The organism is Pseudoxanthomonas sacheonensis (assembly GCF_010093305.1).
GTDB classification, from domain to species: domain Bacteria; phylum Pseudomonadota; class Gammaproteobacteria; order Xanthomonadales; family Xanthomonadaceae; genus Pseudoxanthomonas_A; species Pseudoxanthomonas_A sacheonensis.
This window is the reverse complement of sequence record NZ_PDWS01000001.1, coordinates 274,065-291,771: the sequence shown is the minus strand read 5'-3', so window position 1 is coordinate 291,771 and position 17,707 is coordinate 274,065. Positions and strand designations below refer to the sequence as shown.

12 protein-coding genes and 3 pseudogenes are annotated in these 17,707 nt (G+C 66.7%); 6 read left to right on the top strand and 9 right to left on the bottom strand.

Annotated features, from left to right (window positions below):
- The first annotated feature begins 107 nt into the window (after positions 1-107).
- The 4 genes and pseudogenes from CSC73_RS01190 (at position 108) to CSC73_RS01175 (ending at position 2,894) form a co-directional block, all read left to right on the top strand.
- The gene (locus CSC73_RS01190; protein WP_425502256.1) at positions 108-752 is read left to right on the top strand and encodes a YceI family protein; all 645 of its coding nucleotides are present in this window, start codon (positions 108-110) and stop codon (positions 750-752) included.
- Positions 749-1,291: pseudogene (locus CSC73_RS01185) on the top strand (cytochrome b); the annotation flags it as partial. The gene CSC73_RS01190 and the pseudogene CSC73_RS01185, both read left to right, overlap by 4 nt.
- Positions 1,292-1,367: 76 nt before the next feature.
- Complete coding sequence (locus CSC73_RS01180) at positions 1,368-1,943, top strand: YceI family protein (protein WP_163838632.1); 576 nt, start codon at positions 1,368-1,370, stop codon at positions 1,941-1,943.
- A gap of 6 nt (positions 1,944-1,949) precedes the next feature.
- The gene (locus tag CSC73_RS01175) at positions 1,950-2,894 is read left to right on the top strand and encodes an alpha/beta hydrolase (RefSeq protein ID WP_163838631.1); all 945 of its coding nucleotides are present in this window, start codon (positions 1,950-1,952) and stop codon (positions 2,892-2,894) included.
- Here CSC73_RS01175 and CSC73_RS01170 read toward each other — a convergent pair.
- Positions 2,848-3,405 (bottom strand): hypothetical protein, encoded by a 558-nt coding sequence (locus CSC73_RS01170; protein ID WP_163838630.1) that lies wholly within the window; start codon positions 3,403-3,405, stop codon positions 2,848-2,850. The genes CSC73_RS01175 and CSC73_RS01170 overlap by 47 nt on opposite strands.
- 94 nt (positions 3,406-3,499) lie before the next feature.
- A complete protein-coding gene (locus tag CSC73_RS01165) occupies positions 3,500-3,727 on the bottom strand; it encodes a glutaredoxin family protein (protein WP_163838629.1) in 228 nt (75 codons plus the stop codon).
- A gap of 70 nt (positions 3,728-3,797) precedes the next feature.
- On the opposite strand from CSC73_RS01165, the gene CSC73_RS01160 reads away from it, so the two are divergent.
- Positions 3,798-5,180: an L-serine ammonia-lyase gene (locus CSC73_RS01160; RefSeq protein WP_163838628.1), complete on the top strand. Its 1,383-nt coding sequence runs from the start codon at positions 3,798-3,800 to the stop codon at positions 5,178-5,180.
- A 208-nt stretch (positions 5,181-5,388) separates the two neighbouring features.
- Here the strand turns inward: CSC73_RS01160 and CSC73_RS01155 are convergent, their stop codons facing one another.
- From CSC73_RS01155 to CSC73_RS01150, 3 genes and pseudogenes are all read right to left on the bottom strand, one after another.
- Positions 5,389-7,266, bottom strand: coding sequence for a S8 family peptidase (locus CSC73_RS01155; RefSeq protein WP_163838627.1), 1,878 nt, complete (start codon positions 7,264-7,266; stop codon positions 5,389-5,391).
- Between the two features lie 440 nt (positions 7,267-7,706).
- A pseudogene (locus CSC73_RS18610) lies at positions 7,707-8,108 on the bottom strand (YadA family autotransporter adhesin); the annotation flags it as partial.
- Positions 8,109-8,309: 201 nt separating this feature from the next.
- Positions 8,310-11,777 (bottom strand): annotated as a pseudogene (locus CSC73_RS01150) (ESPR domain-containing protein); the annotation flags it as partial.
- A gap of 335 nt (positions 11,778-12,112) precedes the next feature.
- Here CSC73_RS01150 and CSC73_RS01145 point away from each other — a divergent pair.
- On the top strand, positions 12,113-13,528 hold the full coding sequence (locus CSC73_RS01145) for a sensor histidine kinase (RefSeq protein ID WP_163838625.1): 1,416 nt from the start codon (positions 12,113-12,115) through the stop codon (positions 13,526-13,528).
- Here the strand turns inward: CSC73_RS01145 and CSC73_RS01140 are convergent.
- The 4 genes from CSC73_RS01140 to metX all read right to left on the bottom strand — a co-directional run bounded on the left by CSC73_RS01140 (position 13,521) and on the right by metX (position 17,685).
- The gene (locus tag CSC73_RS01140; RefSeq protein ID WP_163838624.1) at positions 13,521-14,234 is read right to left on the bottom strand and encodes a response regulator transcription factor; all 714 of its coding nucleotides are present in this window, start codon (positions 14,232-14,234) and stop codon (positions 13,521-13,523) included. The two genes, CSC73_RS01145 and CSC73_RS01140, sit on opposite strands and share 8 nt — an antisense overlap.
- 84 nt (positions 14,235-14,318) lie before the next feature.
- Positions 14,319-15,395, bottom strand: coding sequence for a homoserine dehydrogenase (locus tag CSC73_RS01135; RefSeq protein ID WP_163838623.1), 1,077 nt, complete (start codon positions 15,393-15,395; stop codon positions 14,319-14,321).
- Complete coding sequence (locus CSC73_RS01130; protein WP_163838622.1) at positions 15,392-16,636, bottom strand: O-succinylhomoserine (thiol)-lyase; 1,245 nt, start codon at positions 16,634-16,636, stop codon at positions 15,392-15,394. Before CSC73_RS01130 ends, CSC73_RS01135 begins: the two co-directional genes overlap by 4 nt.
- Positions 16,633-17,685, bottom strand: coding sequence for a homoserine O-succinyltransferase MetX (gene metX, locus CSC73_RS01125; protein WP_163838621.1), 1,053 nt, complete (start codon positions 17,683-17,685; stop codon positions 16,633-16,635). The genes CSC73_RS01130 and metX overlap by 4 nt, the downstream gene beginning before the upstream one ends.
- Positions 17,686-17,707 lie beyond the last annotated feature (22 nt).

The following is a 17,707-nucleotide window of genomic DNA, read 5'->3' as shown; positions in this document are numbered from 1 at the left end:
CATCGCAACGGACCGTTGCATGTGCAAGCGGCGTATCTTCAGCGGCACCCACCTAGAATCCCGGGCCTATGAATCCATGCCTTCCCCTTGGCGTCGCGCTTTTGCTGATGCCGCTGTCCGCCATGCCGGCGCGGGCGGCGAGTGCGGCGTACGAACTGGACCCGGTGCATACCCGGGTCATGATCGCGGTCGAACACGCCGGTTTTTCCAAGGCCATCGGTACGGTGTCCGGCAGCAGCGGCCATCTGCAATTCGACCCGGAGGACTGGACCACGGCCAAGCTTGAAGTCAGCGTTCCCTTGCAGCGGCTGGACCTGGGCGATGAGAAGTGGAACCAGGCCGTGCTGGCGCGCAACCTGCTGGACGCGGAGCAATTCCCGACCGCAAGCTTCGTTTCGACCCGCATCGAACCCATCGACCCCCAGCACGCCTCTGTATATGGCACGCTGACCCTGCACGGAGTCGCCAAGGAAGTGAAGCTGGAAGTGACCTTCAATGCGCTCAAACGCCATCCGCTGCCGCCGTTCCGGCGCACGGCGGGATTTTCAGCCACCGCCACGCTCAGTCGCGCGGAATTCGGCATCGATGCCTGGAAGTCGGTCATCGGCGACAGCGTGGAATTGCGCCTGGAAGTAGAGGCCACGCGCACGCGCAAGGATGCTGACGACAACGACCAGCACGATGAAGAACACGACGAAGGGCAGCCGCCCGCCGCCACGCCCACCCCGACCACGGAGCCAGCCAAGCCATGACCTTGAAAAACACCGCCGACCGCTGGGGCCCGGTAAGTCAGGCCTTCCACTGGCTGATCGTGCTGCTGATCCTGTGCCTGGCCATCGTCGGTCTGACCATGGGCGAACTGCCGAAGACGCCGAAGTATTTCTGGGTCTACACAGCGCACAAGTCGACGGGCATCACCGTGCTGGCGCTGGTGTTGGCGCGCTTGGCGTGGCGCCTTTACGCGGGCAAGCCCGACCCGGTGCCGGGCACTCCGACCTGGCAGGAGCGCATCGCCAACGTGACCCACTGGCTGCTGTACGCGCTGATCCTGGCCATGCCGATTTCGGGCTGGCTGTACGACTCGGCCAGCGGTCTGCGCCCGTTCCGCTGGTTCGGCCTGTTCGACATGCCCAAGCTGAGTCCGCCGGACGAAACGCTGCGCAATCTTTCCCACGAAGTGCACGAACTTGGGTTCTGGGTGCTGGTGGCGCTGGTCGCCGCGCACGCCGGAGCAGCCTTCTATCACCACTATTTCCAGCGCGACGCCACCCTGCTGCGCATGTTGCCGCGGCGTTCACCCCGCATGGTCGATAACACACCCGCCGCTCCCGCCATTCCCGTCGTCAATCTCCCCGAGGAACCCCCGCATGTCCCGTAATTTCAGTACTCCCGCGCTGACCGCCGCCGCGCTGGTAGCCACGATGGTCGCCGCCCCCGCCGCGTTCGCCGCCGATTACGTGCAGGCGCCCGGCTCGACCCTGGTGTTCGCCAGCAAGTACGACGGCGAAGTGTTCACCGGCAAGTTCGCCAGCTTCACCACCACGCTGAGTTTCGACCCGGCCAAGCTGGCGACCTCGAAACTGGACGTGGTGATTCCGCTGGCCGGCGCCAGCACCGGCAATGGCGACCGCGATTCCACGCTGTCCGGCGCCGATTTCTTCAATGTCGCCAAGTTCGCGCAGGCCCGCTACACGGCCACCAAATTCCGCTCGCTGGGCGGCAACCAGTACGCAGCCGACGGCAACCTGAGCCTGCGCGGCGTCAGCAAGCCGGTCACGCTGACCTTCACCTGGACCCCGGGCGCGCAACCGGTGTTGAGCGGCAAGGCCACGGTCAAGCGCCTGGACTTCGGCGTGGGCGGCGGCGACGACTGGGCCGATACCAAGACCATTCCGAACGAAGTGGCGGTGAGTACGAAGGTCGTGTTCAAACCCGCCAAGTAAGACTCCGTGAATATTCACAAGCGCAATGCCGTCCTCAAAGGGGCGGCATTGTTTTTTGTTTTGCTTGGATTGTCCGGACTTGCCTTCAGCTACTGGGTGGGTGGCCAGTTGGTGGCTCCGCGCCCTGCGACCGTCGGCCCACCCCCTGTGGACTTGCACGCCGAACCCGTGCTGATCGATGGCAAGCCAAGGCCGATACATGGCTGGTGGATCGCAGGCGATGCCGATAAAGGGTCGGTTTTGTTATTGCATGGTATTCGCGCCAATCGCACCGCGATGATCGGGCGCGCGAGGATGCTCGCCAAGCATGGCTACTCAGTGCTGTTGATCGATCTGCAGGCGCATGGAGAGAGCTCCGGCGACGCGATAACCCTGGGTTTGCGCGAATCGGCAGGTGTGCAATCGGCACGCGAATGGATAGGCGGCAGGCGTCCGGGCGAACCCATCGCCGCCATCGGCGTATCGCTTGGCGGCGCATCGATCTTGCTGGGCCCTTCCCCGAGCGGATTCGATGCGGTCGTGCTGGAAGCCGTCTATCCGGATGCGCGACAGGCACTGCGGAACCGCATGGCAATGCGTTTCGGGCCTGGCGCTCCGTTGCTGAGCAAATTGCTGGAGGTACAAGTCAAACCGCGATTGGGAATTTCGGTGGATCGGCTGCGGCCCATAGACCACATCGCCGTGATCGGCGCGCCTGTAATGATCATCGCCGGCGGCAGGGACCAGCACACCACACCCAACGAATCGGCGGCGCTATTCGCCAGCGCCCGATATCCCAAGGAATACTGGCTGCTTCCGCAGGCCGCGCATGAGGATTTCCAGAACCTCGATCCTGCAGGCTACGAAGCCCGCGTGCTCGGATTCCTGCATCGCCACCTCGCCGGCCGCGCAACATCCACCGGGATCACCGCCGCTCATCCTCCAGTTGCGCCGGCTCAAGCCGGTAACTGAGCGCACCCAGCAACTCGCCCGCCTGCTTGCCGCGATGGCAGTCCAGGCACTGGGAACGGGCGCGGATAGGCCCGATCACGCGCAGTCCTCCGCTTTCAGGGGTGAATACGATTTCTTCGCCGCTGGCCAAAGCAAGCAACGCCTGCGCTTCTCCCGCATTCGTTTCGCGCGCGGACTTGTCGACAAGCTCCGGACCGTTTTCGCCATGCTCGAACCCCTTGAACACCGAGCTGTAGACCACCGGCGGATCGTGCCTGGCGATACCTATCAACTGCACATCGCCGATCCTCAGCTTGCTGTCGCCAACAGGATCGTAACTCCAGCGCAACCGCATCATCGGCGTCAGCCGACTTTCTCCGAAACCCTCGCTTACCACGAACGCTTCCACATAGTCGGCATGCATGTGCTGCAGCGCCGATCGCAGATCCACGGGTGCGGGAGAAGGCGCCTGCGCCGACAACGGCAGTGCGACGAGGGCCGTCAATCCGAGTCCCATGGCCAGTCTTTTCATCCCGCTTTCCGTTCTCTGCGCCGATGACCGGAGCCTAACCGGATTGCGGCCTCTCCCACTGCGCCCCCGATGCCGCCGTTTCGCTGGCCGACAGCTAGGCGCCGCGCCAACGCATCACTGCCTCCGCATCGAACGGCCAATCCAGTTCGCGCCCGGTGTTCCCGTCCCGCAGAACCGGCACACGGATTCCGTATTCGGCCTCCAGCGCTTGGTCTTCGTCGATGAAGACGCTTTCGAAGTCGGGCACCCGCGCCGCAGCCAGCACTTCCAGCGCAAGGTCGCAAAGGTGGCAGTCGTCGCGTTGGTAGAGGATCAGGGGCAAAGGCGCATTCCCAAAGACTGTGTTGCGACGCAGGACATCGCGGTAGGACGGACGGCATAGAATAGCGCCCATGGCAGTCAGCACTTTCGACCTTTTCAAGATCGGCATCGGTCCGAGCTCTTCCCACACCGTCGGCCCCATGCGGGCCGCGGCGCGTTTCGTCGCGCGCTGGCTGGAAGAGCCCGGGCGGCTGGACGAGGTGGCGCGCATCAGGGCCGAGGTCTTCGGCTCGCTGGCGTTGACCGGGCGCGGCCACGGCACCGACAAGGCCGTGTTGATGGGCCTGGAAGGCCACATGCCCAACCTGATCGATCCGGACGTCATCCCCGCCGCGCTCGCCCGCATCCGCGGCGAGAAGAAACTGCTGCTGTCGGGCCGGCATGCGGTCGCCTTCGACGAAAAGCGCGACCTGGTGATGAACAAGCGGCAGAAGCTGCCCTTCCACACCAACGGCATGCGCTTCACCGCCTTCGGCGCCAACGACGAAGTGATCGCCACCCGCGACTACTACTCGGTCGGCGGCGGTTTCGTGGTCAACCAGGACGATGCGGCTTCGGACCGGATCGTCGCCGACGAAACTCCGCTGCCTTACCCGTTCCACAGCGGCGACGAACTGCTGGAGCAATCGCGCGTGAGCGGCCTGAGCATCGCCCAGTTGATGTTCGAGAACGAGAAATCCTGGCGCAGCGAGGAAGAGATCAAGGCCGGCCTGCGCGAAATCTGGAACGCGATGCAAAGCTGCGTGGCACGCGGCATCCGCCAGGAAGGCACCCTGCCCGGCGGCCTGCATGTCACCCGCCGCGCACCGGCATTGTTCAACGAGCTCTCCAGTAAGCCGGAAGCGGCGATGCGCGACCCGCTCACCACGCTGGACTGGGTGAATCTGTACGCGCTGGCCGTGAACGAAGAGAATGCGGCCGGCGGCCGCGTGGTCACCGCGCCCACCAACGGTGCGGCCGGCATCATTCCCTCGGTGCTGCACTATTACGACCGCTTCTGCCCCGGCGCGAACGAGCAAGGCGTGTTCGATTTCCTTCTGACCGCCGCTGCCATCGGCATTCTCTACAAGGAAAACGCATCGATCAGCGGTGCCGAAGTCGGCTGCCAGGGCGAGGTAGGCGTAGCGTGTTCGATGGCGGCCGGCGGCCTGGTCGCCGCATTGGGCGGCACCAGCAGCCAGATAGAGAACGCAGCCGAGATCGGCATGGAACACAACCTTGGCCTGACCTGCGACCCGATCGGCGGGCTGGTGCAGATTCCCTGCATCGAACGCAACGCGATGGGCGCGGTCAAGGCGATCAACGCCAGCCGCATGGCCGCGCGCGGCGACGGCAAGCACAAAGTGAGCCTGGACAAGGTCATCAAGACCATGCGCGACACCGGCCGCGACATGCAGGACAAGTACAAGGAAACTTCCCGCGGCGGACTGGCGGTAAACGTCATCGAGTGCTGACGCAACCCGTGCCGTTGTAGGAGCGACGCGAGTCGCGAAGCACTCGGCCGGTCAGACGCGACGTGCTTCGCGACTCGCGTCGCTCCTACATCAAGATGCCCACGGTGGAATTTTCCACCCTCAAAAAATAAAGCGTCCGGGATATCCCGGACGCGTATCTGGTCGCATCGCAAGGAACGGGATCGCTCCCGTTCCTTGCGCGTTTCCATCAGTACAAACCCAGCACCGACACGTTGGCGAACGCGGTCTCGCCGACCACGGTCATGTAGTACGTGCCGGCAGCCGGGCTGGTGATCACCACGGTTTCGGCGTTACCCGACTTGGCCGACTTGCGGTCGTAGTTGGAGGCCGTCGGGATGCGGTCGCGGGCCACGTACAGCGAGACATCGCCGGTGCCGCCATAAGTGCGCAGGTTGACGCTGGTCCTGCCTGCCGGCACCACGATCTTGTACACCAGCGCCTCGCCAGCCGTGCCGCCCTGGCCGGCGAGCACCACGCGATTGGCCAGCAGGGTGCTGGTATCGGCCGGAATGTCCTGGGTCGCGGCATAGACGGCTGCGGCCGCATCCAGGATGCCGGGGCCCTGCGGCTTGCCGAGCGGCGGCAGCACCGTGAACGGCTTGACGGTATTGCGCAGCATGGTCTTCACCTCGGCCGGAGTCAGCGCCGCCTTGCCGGCGGCGACGCGGGCGGACTGCATAAGCGCGACCGTGCCGGCCACGTGCGGGCTGGCCTGCGAGGTGCCGATGTAGCCCATCAGCACATCGCCCGCCGGACTGGCGACCGGCGTGGTGGTGCCGCTGTTGCCGGTCGACCAGATCCAGCGATTGTCCGGATCGGACATGCTGGTGGCATTGCCGCCCGGCGCCGACAGGGCCACGGTTGGACCATAGTTGGAGAAGTAGGAACGGCCGCCGTCGACCCCGCTGGCGCCGACCGTGATCACGCCCCTGCAACTGGCTGGCGAATGGAAAGCGGCATCGTCGTTGTCGTTGCCGGCCGCAACCACAATGGTGGTACCGCGAGCGATCGCGCCATCGACCGCGGCCTGGGTCACCGGATCGTCGCTGCAGGCGCCGTAACCGCCGAGGCTCATGTTGATCACATCGGCCACATTGGCCGGATCCAGGCTGGCCACCCCGGCGACGGTGCCGCCCGAAGCCCAGATGATGGCGTCGGCGATGTCGGAGGTGTAGCCGCCGCCATGGCCGAGCACGCGCACCGGCATCATCTTGGCGCCGAAAGCCACGCCGGCCACGCCCTTGGCGTTGTTGGTCACCGCCGCGACCGTGCCGGCGACGTGGGTACCGTGCCAGGAGCTGGTGCCGCCGCCTTCCCAGTCGCCGGGATCGTGCGCATCGGCATCGCGGCCGTCGCCATCGCCGGCGACCGTGGTGTCGATGATGAAGTCGTAGCCCGGCACGACGTTGCCGTCCAGATCGGCGTGATCGACATAACCGGTGTCCAGCACCGCCACCACCACGCCCGTACCGCTGGAAGTGTCCCAGGCCTTGGGCGCGCCGATACCCACCGACAGATCGGTGAAATCCCATTGCAGGTCGAAACGGGTGTCGTCGGGAATGAAGTCCAGGCGCTGCTTGAGGTAGTCGGGCTGCGCGTAGACCACGTTCGGATCGGCGCGCAGCTGGGTCAGCAACGCCGTGCTTTCGGTCGGGGTCAAGCGGCGCGAAGCGCGCACCAGGTCGGCGCCGATGCCCAGCGTGCGCATGTGGCTGAAGCCCAGGGCGGCAGGCGCGCCCCTGCTGGCCGACGACGTGACCACACCGGCCCGGACCCCGGCGGCGGTGATATTGCCCATCAACGTATTGCGGTTGAGCCTGGCGGTGCTGCCGTCCTTGTACTTGACGATGAATCGATCGAAGCCGGTTTGCGCCGGCGCTGCGGACAGCAGGCTCTTCTTGCGGGTTTGTGCGGCCGTCGCTCGCAACGGAACGCCGACCGAACTGCTGGCGGCGGCGCCGAAGCCAACGCCGATGGTGCCGCTGGTGTTGGCCGCATAGGCGGTGACGGCGGCGATGACGGAAGCGGCGAGGACGCTGGCGGTGAGATTGCGCTTGTTCTTCATGGGTACTTCTCCGAAAGATTAGGGTGATGGACGGGCGTCGTCGGCGACGGCCCGCCGTGCATGGGATCGAGGAAAGAAGTCTGGAATCAGAGGTCGACGCCGAAACCGACGCCCGCCGATTTCTCATCGCTGCTGAAAGCGCCGCCGATGCTGAAGGAAGCGCGGGTGCCGATCTGTTTCGAATAACCGACCGACAACGCGCTCTCGCCGTTCTGCCAACCGGCGCCGACCGCGATGCGGCCGCGCGGACTGCGGCTGCCGGCGGCGTTGATCGACATGTTCATCATCGCCGAGCTCATCGCGCCCATCTTGTCGATGCGGCGGTCCTGCTGGCTGAAACGATGGTCCACATCGTTGCGCAGCGCGGTGAAGTCGTCGTCGAAAGTCTGGAAGCGGCTGTCGGTGTAGGCGTTGGCGGCCGACAGCGTTTCGGTCGCGGTAGCGTCGGTGTAGTCGTTGGCCGAGGCCAGCGTTGCGGCATCGCCGGCCTGCATCTGGCCCACGTTGGCCGCATCGGTGGCGGCGACGCCCGCAGCGACATTGGTGACGCGACGCTCGTTGCCGGCGCTGCCCACCGAGACCGTATTGGCCTGATCGGCCACCGAACCCTGGCCCAGGGCGACCGAACCTGCGCCGGTCACCGTGGCGCCCTGGCCGATGGCGGTACCGGAAGCCGCGGTCACGCTGGCATCGGCGCCTATCGCGACCGAATCGGTGGCGCTGGCGGCGATGCTGCTGTTGTTGCCCACCGCGGTGCCGTTGTCGGCGCCGACATTGGCGCCGTTGCCCACTGCGGTGTCGGTGGTGTCGGTCGCGTTGCTGCCGGTGCCGATGGCCAGACCGTCGCCGGTGCCGGTGGGCGGACCGCCGATACCACCACCGTTGCCCAGATTCTGTTCGATCTGGGTCAGGCGTCCGTTCAATCCGCTGAGCATGCCGTCGACCGCAGCGAACGCATCGCCGACACTGGCGTAGCCGCCGCCCTGGATCGAATAGGTCGGCGCGATCAGCATGCCGTTCGGGCCAAGACTCGCGCCACCGCCGAAAGCGGCGGCGACCGAGTTCAGCTGCTCCACGTTCACCGCGTCGCTGGCCTGGGTGCCGGCGGCCAGGTTGGAAATGGTGCTGCCGTCCGCACCGTCCAGAGTCAGCGTGCTGTGACCGTCGTCGTCGTAGGCGACCGCGTTCTGGGTGAATTCGCCCAGGCTGTCCGCCACTTCGTTCAACTGCGCCAGGTTCACCGCATCGGTGGCTTCGGTGCCGGCGGCCACGTTGGTGATCTGACGGTCGATGGCGGCATGCACGTTGCCGCCGGCATCGGTCCATGCCTGGGCCGCGCCTACCGAAACCGTATTGGCGCGATCGGCCAGCGAGCCTTCGCCCAGCGCGACGCTGTTGCTCGCCTCGGCCGTGGTCCAGGCGTTGGCGCCCAGCACGGTGGCGTGGTCGGCCTGGGCGAAACTGTTGTAGCCCAGCGAGGTGGCCGAACCGCCCACCGCCCAGCTTTCCGCACCGACCGCGGTGGTGTAGTCGCCGACCAGGGTACTGTCCCAGTAAGAGCCGGCATAGGCGCCGGCGCCCAGCGCGGTGCTGTACATGCCGGCAGCGCTCGCCGAAGCGAACGAGCCGTCCGAGAAGCCGCCCAGCGCGGTGCCGAACATGCCGGTGGCCGAAGCGTTCTGGCCTACCGCCGTGCCCGATGTGCCGATGAAGGTGTTCTCACCGGTGGTTTCGTCGTAGAACCAGTAGCCCGACGTAGCGCCTGCGCCGATCGCCACGCCGCCATCGCCGGCGGTAGCGCCGGCGCCGGTGGCGGTGGCGTTGAAACCGGTCGCGTACGCGCCCGAACCGATGGCCGTGGCCTGCCAGCCCGATGCGGTGGAGAATCCACCGATGGCGATCGAGAACGGACTGTCGGCGAGCGCATTGCCGCCGATCGCGGCGGCGAAGAAGCCGTTGGATTCGGCGCCCGCGCCGACGGAAACGCCGTTGGAACCGTTGGCGATACTGCTGGCGCCCAAGGCCACGCTACCGCCGCCATTGGCCTGCGCGCTATCGCCGCCGGCGAAGCTGTCGTTGCCGGCCGCAAATGCGTTGCTGCCGAATGCGCTGCTGTTGGAGCCTTCGGCGATCGCGCCATAGCCATTGGCGCTGCTGTAGTCGCCGATGGCGCTGGCGCCGGTGCCGACGGCCGACGAGCCCGTGCCCAACGCCAGACTGCCGCCGCCCATCGCGGTCGAGTAGTCGCCGACGGCGTTGCTCTGGTAACCGAACGCGCTGCTCTCGACGCCGATGGCCACCGCATTGGCGCCCACCGCACTGGCGTTCTCGCCCTCGGCGATGGCCGCGTCTGTGCCGTCGCCCAGGCCGTTGACGGAGAGATAGTCGTTGGCGTCGCCGACGCTATCGGCTACCGCATTCAACTGCGCCAGGTTCACCGCATCGTTGGCTTCGGTACCATCGGCCACGCCGGTGATCTGGCGGTTCATGCCGGTCCACTCGCTGCCCACCGTCACCGTGTTGGCGCGCGAGGTGACAGAATCGGCGCCGAGCGCGACCGAGTTGTCGCCCATCGCATAGGTGCGGGCGCCGATGGCGGTGGAGTTGTTGGTCCATGCCCTCGAATCCATGCCGATCGAGATCGAATCGATGCCGCCTGCCTGTGCGCCGCTGCCCAGCGCGGTGGCGCCGTCTGCTTGGGTCGTCGCGCCGGCACCCAGCGCGACGCTGTTGATGCCCCAGGCCAAGGTGTTCTCCTCGATGCACATGAAACCGGTGCAGGCTTTGGTGCCGCCGATCGCGATTGCGCCATCGGCACCCGCGGTAGTCCAAAGACCACCCATGGCGATCGAATTCTTGCCGTTCGCCATCACCAGGTTACCTATGGCGATGCCGTGGCTGGCATCGGCGCCGACATAGCTGTCGGTGCCTATGGCGATGCCGCCTATACCCAGCGAAGTGGAATTGGCGCCCATGGCCAGGGAGAAGTCGTTCGTCGCCCAGGCGTTATCGCCGAAAGCGCTGGCGCCGTAGCCGGTGGCGCTGCTCAGCGCGCCGACAGCGGTGCCGAAGTCGCCCGCCTCGCTGCCCGCGCCGATGCCGATGCTGTTGGTGCCGCTGGCCGCGCTCTGCACGCCGATCGCGATAGAGGCCTCGCCCAGCGCCTGGCTGCCGCTGCCTTGGGCGACGGACCATTCGCCGCTGGCGACACTGCCGTAGCCGCTGGCCACGCTCTCGGTGCCCAGCGCGTTGGCGCCAACGCCGACTGCGGTCGAACCACTACCCAAGGCGAGACTGCCGCTGCCCAGTGCAGTCGAATAATCCGCGTCCGCATAGCTGTTGGCGCCATAGGCGCTGCTTTCCACACCGTTGGCCACGCTGTTGGCACCGCTGGCGGTGCTGGATTCGCCCGCCGCCACGCTCATGGCGCCTACGGCGGTGGCGTTGAGCTGCAACGCCTGAGCCTGATCGCCGAGTGCCAAAGCACCGTCGCCGAGCGCGGCGGCTTGATAACCAAGCGCGACCGCGTGGTAGCCGGCGGCGATAGTGGCTTCGCCCGGACCGATCACACCGTCGCCATCGAGATCCACGCCGAGTCCGCCGCCTAGCGCGATGCTGCCATCGCCCACGGCGGTGGAGTAATAGCCCGATGCCAGCGAATAGTTGCCCTCGGCCCAGGCCAGGCCGCCGACGCTGGTGGCGCCTTGGCCGATGGCATAGCTGGAGCCGCCGATGGCCACGCCGAAGTCGCCGCCCAGGGCGCGCGAGTTGGCACCCAGCGCGACCCCGGCTTCGCCATTGGCGCCGCTGCCGAAACCGGCCACCAGGCTGCCATCGCCATAAGCCTGCGCATTACCGCCGATGGCGGTGGAACCTGTGCCGGCAGCGAGGCTGAGCGCACCGATCGCGGTGCCGCCCTGCTCGGCTTCGGCCGAAGCCGAGGCGCCGATCGCGGTATTGCCCAAACCCATGACCGGGCCATCGCCGGAGGCATAGGCGCTTTGTCCGATCGCGACACTGGCGTCGCCGAACGCCATCGCGCCCTGGCCGAATGCGCTGGCGCCCAGACCGAACGCGGCGCTTTCGGCGCCGACCGCGGTGGTGGAGTTGTTCACCGCAAAACTGTTGCGGCCGGCCGCCAGCGCGCCATCGCCGGAAACCGTGGGATCGTCGCTACCATCGCCAGCGCCATCGGCCAGGAAATAGCCACTGCCGATCACCGCATTGATGCCGACATTGGCCTGGTCGAACAAGGCGCAGTCGATCTGCCGGCCCTCGGCCTGGCCCTCGACACGCACGGTGCAGACATCGCCGTCGCGTTCGATGGTGAGCTCCTGCGCTTGGGCCGCCGGCATCGCCATGGCGATGCCGCAGCCCAGCAGCACTGCACCCAGGGTGGCATCGCGCAAACGCGGCCGACCCTCCTTCCTGCCCTGCGCCGACGCCAGCTCGGACGCGACCACCAGCGCTTGCCTGGACCTGCTCCATACCAGACTGAATACCTTGTTCATCCAACCCCTCTCTCACCAGATAGTTTTTTAGGAGCAAAGGACGCCCATCGGCCATGAACGTCCGGACCGAACCGGACGTTGCCGCAGCATCGTTTGCAGTTTTTTTTGAGACCCGCCCCCGCCTTGGGCAACTGTCTGGCTTTCGTGTGGCGTGCCCCGAAAGATCACCGCCTTGGGCCGTGGTCGAAAGTACGGCCCCAGCGCTTCGGTTGTCACGCGCGCTTTCTCACTCGATACTCACGCCATTCTCACCGCCCGCCCGGCGGCTCCGGCAGCCGGCGACGGACGTGCCCGGAGCGCCGCCCCCGCACCCTCCCCGAAGGCCCTTTTCGCCGATGTGGAAGCTCGTACAGAACTGGTTGCGCAGCGCACCGATCACCGACCCGGTGGATCGCCGCAACGCACCGGTCATGCAGCTGCTGCTGCTTTGCTACGGCCTGTTGCTGCCTTTGAACTGGGGCTGGCGCATCCTGGCCCGCGGTGCGCTTCCCACCGAAGGCAGGATGATCATCCTGTTGATGGACGTGGTCATCGCGGCCTTGGCCTGGGTCAGCATCGCCATGATCCGACGCGGCCGGTTCCGGCCCGCGATCATGCTGTTCCTGGCGCCGCAGCTGATTTCGCTGGGAATCGTGTTCTTCCAGTTCGGCGTCCAGCCCGGAGTGATCGATCCGGCGCCGACCATCCTGCCGCTGGTGATCGCCGGCCTGGTCCTGGGCCGCGGTGCGCTGTGGGCCGTGTTCGGCTTGCTGATGCTGGTGTTCGGCATCGGTTTCGTCACCGACATCAGGGCCGACGGCAGCGACGTGGCGGCCATCCGCAGCGCCCTGCTCAATGTACCGGCGGGGCTCATCAGCCATCTGTTGATCACCGCGGTCCTCGACCGCACGATCCAGGCCCTGCGCGAAAGCCTCGACGAATCGATCACGCGCAGCCACGAATTGCAGCGCGAGATGGCCGAACGCGAACGCGCGCAATCGCAACTGGTCCATGCGCAGAAGATGGAAGCCACCGGCCGCCTGGCCAGCGGCATCGCCCACGATTTCAACAACATCCTCGGCGTGATCCTGGGTTTCGCCTCGCAGCGCCATCAGGGCGAACCCGGCGCCGGCGACCGCGCGCGCGCCGACGCATTGGAAGAATCGCTGGAAGGCGTGGAAATCGCCGCCCGCCGCGGCGCCGCGATCAGCCGCAAGCTGCTGCGTTTCGGCCGCCACGAAGTGGCCCGGGTCGAATCCTTCGATGCCGGCCATGCGATCAGGGAACTGCGGCCGATGCTGCGCCAGTTGTTCGATGCCGATATCCAGATGGAAACCCGGATCGATCCGGCGCCGCTACCGGTGCGCCTGGATCGCAGCCAGTTCGAACTGATGTTGCTCAACATCGCCGCCAACGCGCGCGACGCCATGCTCGGCGGCGGGCGTTTCAGCATCAGCGCCGGACGCGTGCAGATCGCCGAACGCGGCCAATGCATCGAAATAGGCTTGGCCGACACCGGCCACGGCATGAGCGAAGAAGTCCTGCGCCGCGCTTTCGAACCGTTCTACACCACCAAGCCCGCCGACAGCGGCACCGGCCTGGGCTTGTCGGTGGTGCGCGATCTTGCGGAAAACGCGGGCGGCACGGTCGAAGTGGTCAGCACCCCGGGCAGCGGCACGCTGTTCCGCATACTGTTGCCGCTGGCGCCGGCCAACCAGGGCGACGCCTCCCCGGCACCCGCTACCGCGCCGGAAACCACCGGATCTATCTGAGCGCGTTCAGCACATAGCCTTCGCCATGCACCGCGATCAGCGGCAGCCGCTCGCCGCAGGCCTCGGCGACCTTGCGCCGCAGGCGATGGATCATCGAATCCAGCCGGTGGGTATCGAAGTCGTAGACGTTTTCGGTGAGCGTGGCGATCAGCGCCTCGCGCGTCACGATCTCGCCCGAAGAATCCAGCAAGCGCTGGAACAGACGGCGCTCGCTCTTGGTCAACGCCACGTTGCCGCCCGAGGGCGCGACCAGGCACCAGCCGCCGCCATCCAACCGCCAACCTTGCGCGGCGGCGGCGGGGTCGTTTTTCCCGCGTACGCGGCGCGCCAGGCTGTGCAGCGTGGCCGCCAGCAGCTCGATTTCGACCGGCTTGGACAGATAAGCGTCGGCGCCTTCGCTCAGCCCGCGCACGCGGTCCGGAGTTTCTCCGCGTCCGGTCAGCATGACGATGCCCAGGGAGGGCGACTGGCTGCGCAGCTGGCGCGCCACCATGAATCCGCTTTGGTCAGGCAAGCCCACATCCAGCACCACGATATCGGTGGGCTGGACCTTCAGGTGCGCATGCAGTTCGGCCGCCGTCTCCAGGCCGCTGACTTCGAAACCGAAATCCCTCAGCCCCGGCAGCAGCACGCGATCGCGCAGCAGAAGGTCGTCCTCCAGCAGCGCCACGCGCAATGCACGGTCGGCATCGATAGACGCGGTCATCTCGTATCACTCATCGCCGCCCCGCGGCTTGCACCGGCATTCTAGCGGAAGCGTGTCCGCGGAGCTGACGTCGGTACCGGAAACTTAAGCGCCGACGCTCAGCACATCGTCCAGCAGCGCCGCCGCCGTCACTTCCGCGCCCGCGCCCGGCCCCTGGATCACCAGCGGCTGCTCGCTGTAGCGGTCGCTGAAAATGGCGACGCGGTTGTCGGCGCCGCCTCCGCCGCAGAGCGGGTGGTCGGCCGGCAGCGCCTGCAGGCCGACGTGCGCGCCGCTCTCGTCGAAACGGCCCAGAAAACGCAGCTTGGCGCCGTTGCGGTAGGCGTCCTTGAAACGGGCCGCCAGCGGCACGTCCAGCAGTTCCAGCCCCTCGTCGATTTCCTGCAACGGAAGCGCCGCGAGCCGTTGCGGCACCAGCGATTCCACTTCCACCGCTTCGGCATGCAGCGGCAATCCCGCCGCGCGCGCCAGGATCAGCAGTTTGCGGCGCACGTCTTCGCCCGAAAGATCCAGGCGCGGATCCGGTTCGGTGTAGCCGAGCTGGCGGGCCTGGCGCACGAAGCCAGAAAAGGGACGCATGCCGTCGTAGTGATTGAACAACCAGGCGAGCGAGCCTGACAGCACGCCTTCGACCCGATGGATGCGGTCGCCGCCGGCCACCAGTTCGCGCAGGCTGCGCAGCAGCGGCAGTCCCGCGCCGACGGTGGCGCTGTCGCCGTAGCACGCGTCGCTTTCCTGTCTTGCCTGTGCGATGGCGCCCGCACGCGAAAGCGCACCGCCGCGCCCCAGCTTGTTGGCGGTGACCACGTGCACGCCGCGCGCCAGCCAATCCGCATGCCAGTCGGCCACGCTCTCGCTCGCCGTCGCATCGACCAGCACGTCGCCGCGACGCAGTGCCTCGGTTTCCGCCCAGGGCGGCAATGCGCCGGCTTCCAGCGTGGAGGCTCTGGCTTCTTCCAGTGCCCGCATGGGCAAATCGCCGCAATACTGCAGCGTGCGCGAGTTGGCCAGCCAGGCGAGCTCCGGCAAGGCATGGCCGGCTTGCTGCAGCCGCTGGTAACGGGCCACGAATGCGGTACCGACCACGCCGGTGCCCAGCAGGGCCAGTTTCGGCGCAGGCGACGAGCGTTGCGCCGTGGCCAGACGCACGACGCTGCTCATGCGTCGACGAGGATGCGTTCGTCTTCGGGCTGGCTGGCGATGGCGCGTTCGGCGCGCAGCAAGGCCAGCGACAGATCCGCGATCAGGTCTTCGGTGGCCTCGATGCCCACCGACAGACGCAACAGGCCATCGGAAATACCGGCCTTGGCCCGCGCTTCGGCGGTCATCGCCGCGTGGGTCATCGTGGCCGGGTGCGCGATCAGGCTTTCCACGCCGCCCAGCGATTCGGCCAGGGTGAAGTACTGCAATCCGTCGACGAACGCGCGCACGGCCTGCTCCTGACGACCATGTACGCCACCATGCAGCTCCACGCTCAGCATCGCGCCAAAACCTTTCTGCTGTCGTGCGGCGACGGCATGGCCGGGATGCGAGGCCAGACCCGGGAAATACACCTTGGAAACCACCGGGTGCTCATCCAGCAACGTAGCGATGGCTGTGGCGTTTTCCTGATGCACGCGCAGCCGCGCATCCAGCGTGCGCAACCCGCGCAGGGTCAGGAAGCTGTCGAACGGCGAACCGGTCAGACCCAGCGCGTTGGCCCACCAGACCAGCTTTTCGTGCGTTTCCGCTTCGCGCGCGACCACCGCGCCGCCCACCACGTCGCTGTGGCCGTTGATGTACTTGGTGGTGGAATGCAGCACCACATCGGCACCGAACTCGATGGGCTTCTGCAATGCCGGCGACAGGAAGGTGTTGTCGACCGCGGTGATCGCACCGGCTTTCTTGGCCGCGTCGATGACGAAGCGCAGGTCGGTGATGCGCAGCAGCGGGTTGGAGGGCGTTTCGATCAGCACCAGCTTGGGCGACTGCGCCAGCGCATCGGCGAACGAGCGCGGATCGGTCAGGTCGGCGGTGATCAGTTCGAAATGGCCTTTCCTGGCCAGTGCATTGAACAGGCGCCAACTGCCGCCGTAGGCATCGTGCGGCACCACCAGGCGGTCGCCCGGTTCCAGCAGGGCATTCAGCACCAGGGTGATGGCGGCCATGCCGGTGGCGGTGACCACCGCGCCGGCGCCGCCTTCAAGTTCGGCCAGCGCTTCGCCCAACAGATCGCGGGTCGGGTTGCCGCTGCGCGTGTAGTCGTATTGGCGCTTGTTGCCGAAGCCGTCGAAGCTGAAGTTGGACGACAGCACGATGGGCGGAGTGACCGCTCCATAAGCGGTGTCCTTGTCTATGCCGGCGCGGACGGCTGAAGTCGCCGAGCTACAGGGAGTGTCGTTGCTGTCGGTATGGCGGCTCATGCGGTTTCTCCGGTTTCGTTGCGGTCGGCATCGCGCAGGGCGGCTACCAGGATGCTGTCGATGCGGTCGGTTTCTTTCAGGAAGGCGTCGTGGCCGTAGGGCGAGCGCAGCACGCGCAGCTGGCCGTGCGTACCGAGGCCTTCGACCAGCGCCACCGAATCGGCCAACGGCACCAGGCGGTCGCCTTCCACGGCGACCACCACGGTCGGCACGCCGACCTGGGTCGGATCCAGGCGATGCAGATCGATGGATTCGGACAGGCGCAGATAGGCGGTGACCGGCGTGCGCGCCACGTATTGCGCGCCGGCGGCGTCCAGATAATCCTCGGCGGCGCAGCGCACGCGGCCATTGATGATTTCCGGAGCCGCGTCGAAACGTTCGTCGAATTCCTCCGGCGTGCGGTAGCTCAGCATCGCGAACTGGCGCGCCAGCGAAAGCCCTTGCGCGTCGGCGCATTGCAGTTGGCCCAACGCCACGGCCTTGCGCTGCAGCGCGCGCCAAGCCGAGGCATAGGGGTGCGCGCGATGGGCGCCGCTCACCGCAATCAGCTTGCGCAGGCGCGCAGGATGGCGTGCGGCAAGCTGCAAGCCGACCAGTGCGCCATAGGAATAACCAACGAAGGCGTGCAGCCGCTCGATCTTCAACGCATCCAGCAGCTGCACGATGGCATCGGCCTGGTCGGCGGTTTCCAGCGGCACGTCCAGCTTGCCGTCGGCGCCCACATAGTCGATGGCCAGCAGCCGGCGGCGTGCAGGGTCCAGGGCGCGGCCGGCTTGCGCCAGCGCATTGGCCCAGCCGTTCTCGGGAAAAATTTCGCTGGCCACCACGTGGCGATGCGCCGAAATTCCACCGGCCACGAACACCACCGGCAAGCCGGCTTCGCCGAGCAATTCGTAGCGCAGGGTGACCTGGCGGACGCCCGCATGCCGCAGATCGAGGCGCAGGCTTATTTCGCCGCGCAGCTCGCGCACGGTTTCGGTCGACGGCTCATAGGCCGGCAACGAATGCGGGGAAGGAACGGCATGCAGGGCGGCGTTGACGAAGCTCATGGCGGTATCCAGTGGAGGAACG

Coding starts and splice junctions, on each gene's coding strand:
- CSC73_RS01130 (WP_163838622.1), bottom strand. CDS start 16,636: ATGAGCCGCCATACCGACAGCAACGACACTCCCTGTAGCTCGGCGACT.
- CSC73_RS01140 (WP_163838624.1), bottom strand. CDS start 14,234: ATGACCGCGTCTATCGATGCCGACCGTGCATTGCGCGTGGCGCTGCTG.
- CSC73_RS01180 (WP_163838632.1), top strand. CDS start 1,368: ATGTCCCGTAATTTCAGTACTCCCGCGCTGACCGCCGCCGCGCTGGTA.
- CSC73_RS01155 (WP_163838627.1), bottom strand. CDS start 7,266: ATGAAGAACAAGCGCAATCTCACCGCCAGCGTCCTCGCCGCTTCCGTC.
- CSC73_RS01145 (WP_163838625.1), top strand. CDS start 12,113: ATGTGGAAGCTCGTACAGAACTGGTTGCGCAGCGCACCGATCACCGAC.
- CSC73_RS01190 (WP_425502256.1), top strand. CDS start 108: ATGCCGCTGTCCGCCATGCCGGCGCGGGCGGCGAGTGCGGCGTACGAA.
- CSC73_RS01135 (WP_163838623.1), bottom strand. CDS start 15,395: ATGAGCAGCGTCGTGCGTCTGGCCACGGCGCAACGCTCGTCGCCTGCG.
- CSC73_RS01160 (WP_163838628.1), top strand. CDS start 3,798: ATGGCAGTCAGCACTTTCGACCTTTTCAAGATCGGCATCGGTCCGAGC.
- CSC73_RS01170 (WP_163838630.1), bottom strand. CDS start 3,405: ATGAAAAGACTGGCCATGGGACTCGGATTGACGGCCCTCGTCGCACTG.
- metX (WP_163838621.1), bottom strand. CDS start 17,685: ATGAGCTTCGTCAACGCCGCCCTGCATGCCGTTCCTTCCCCGCATTCG.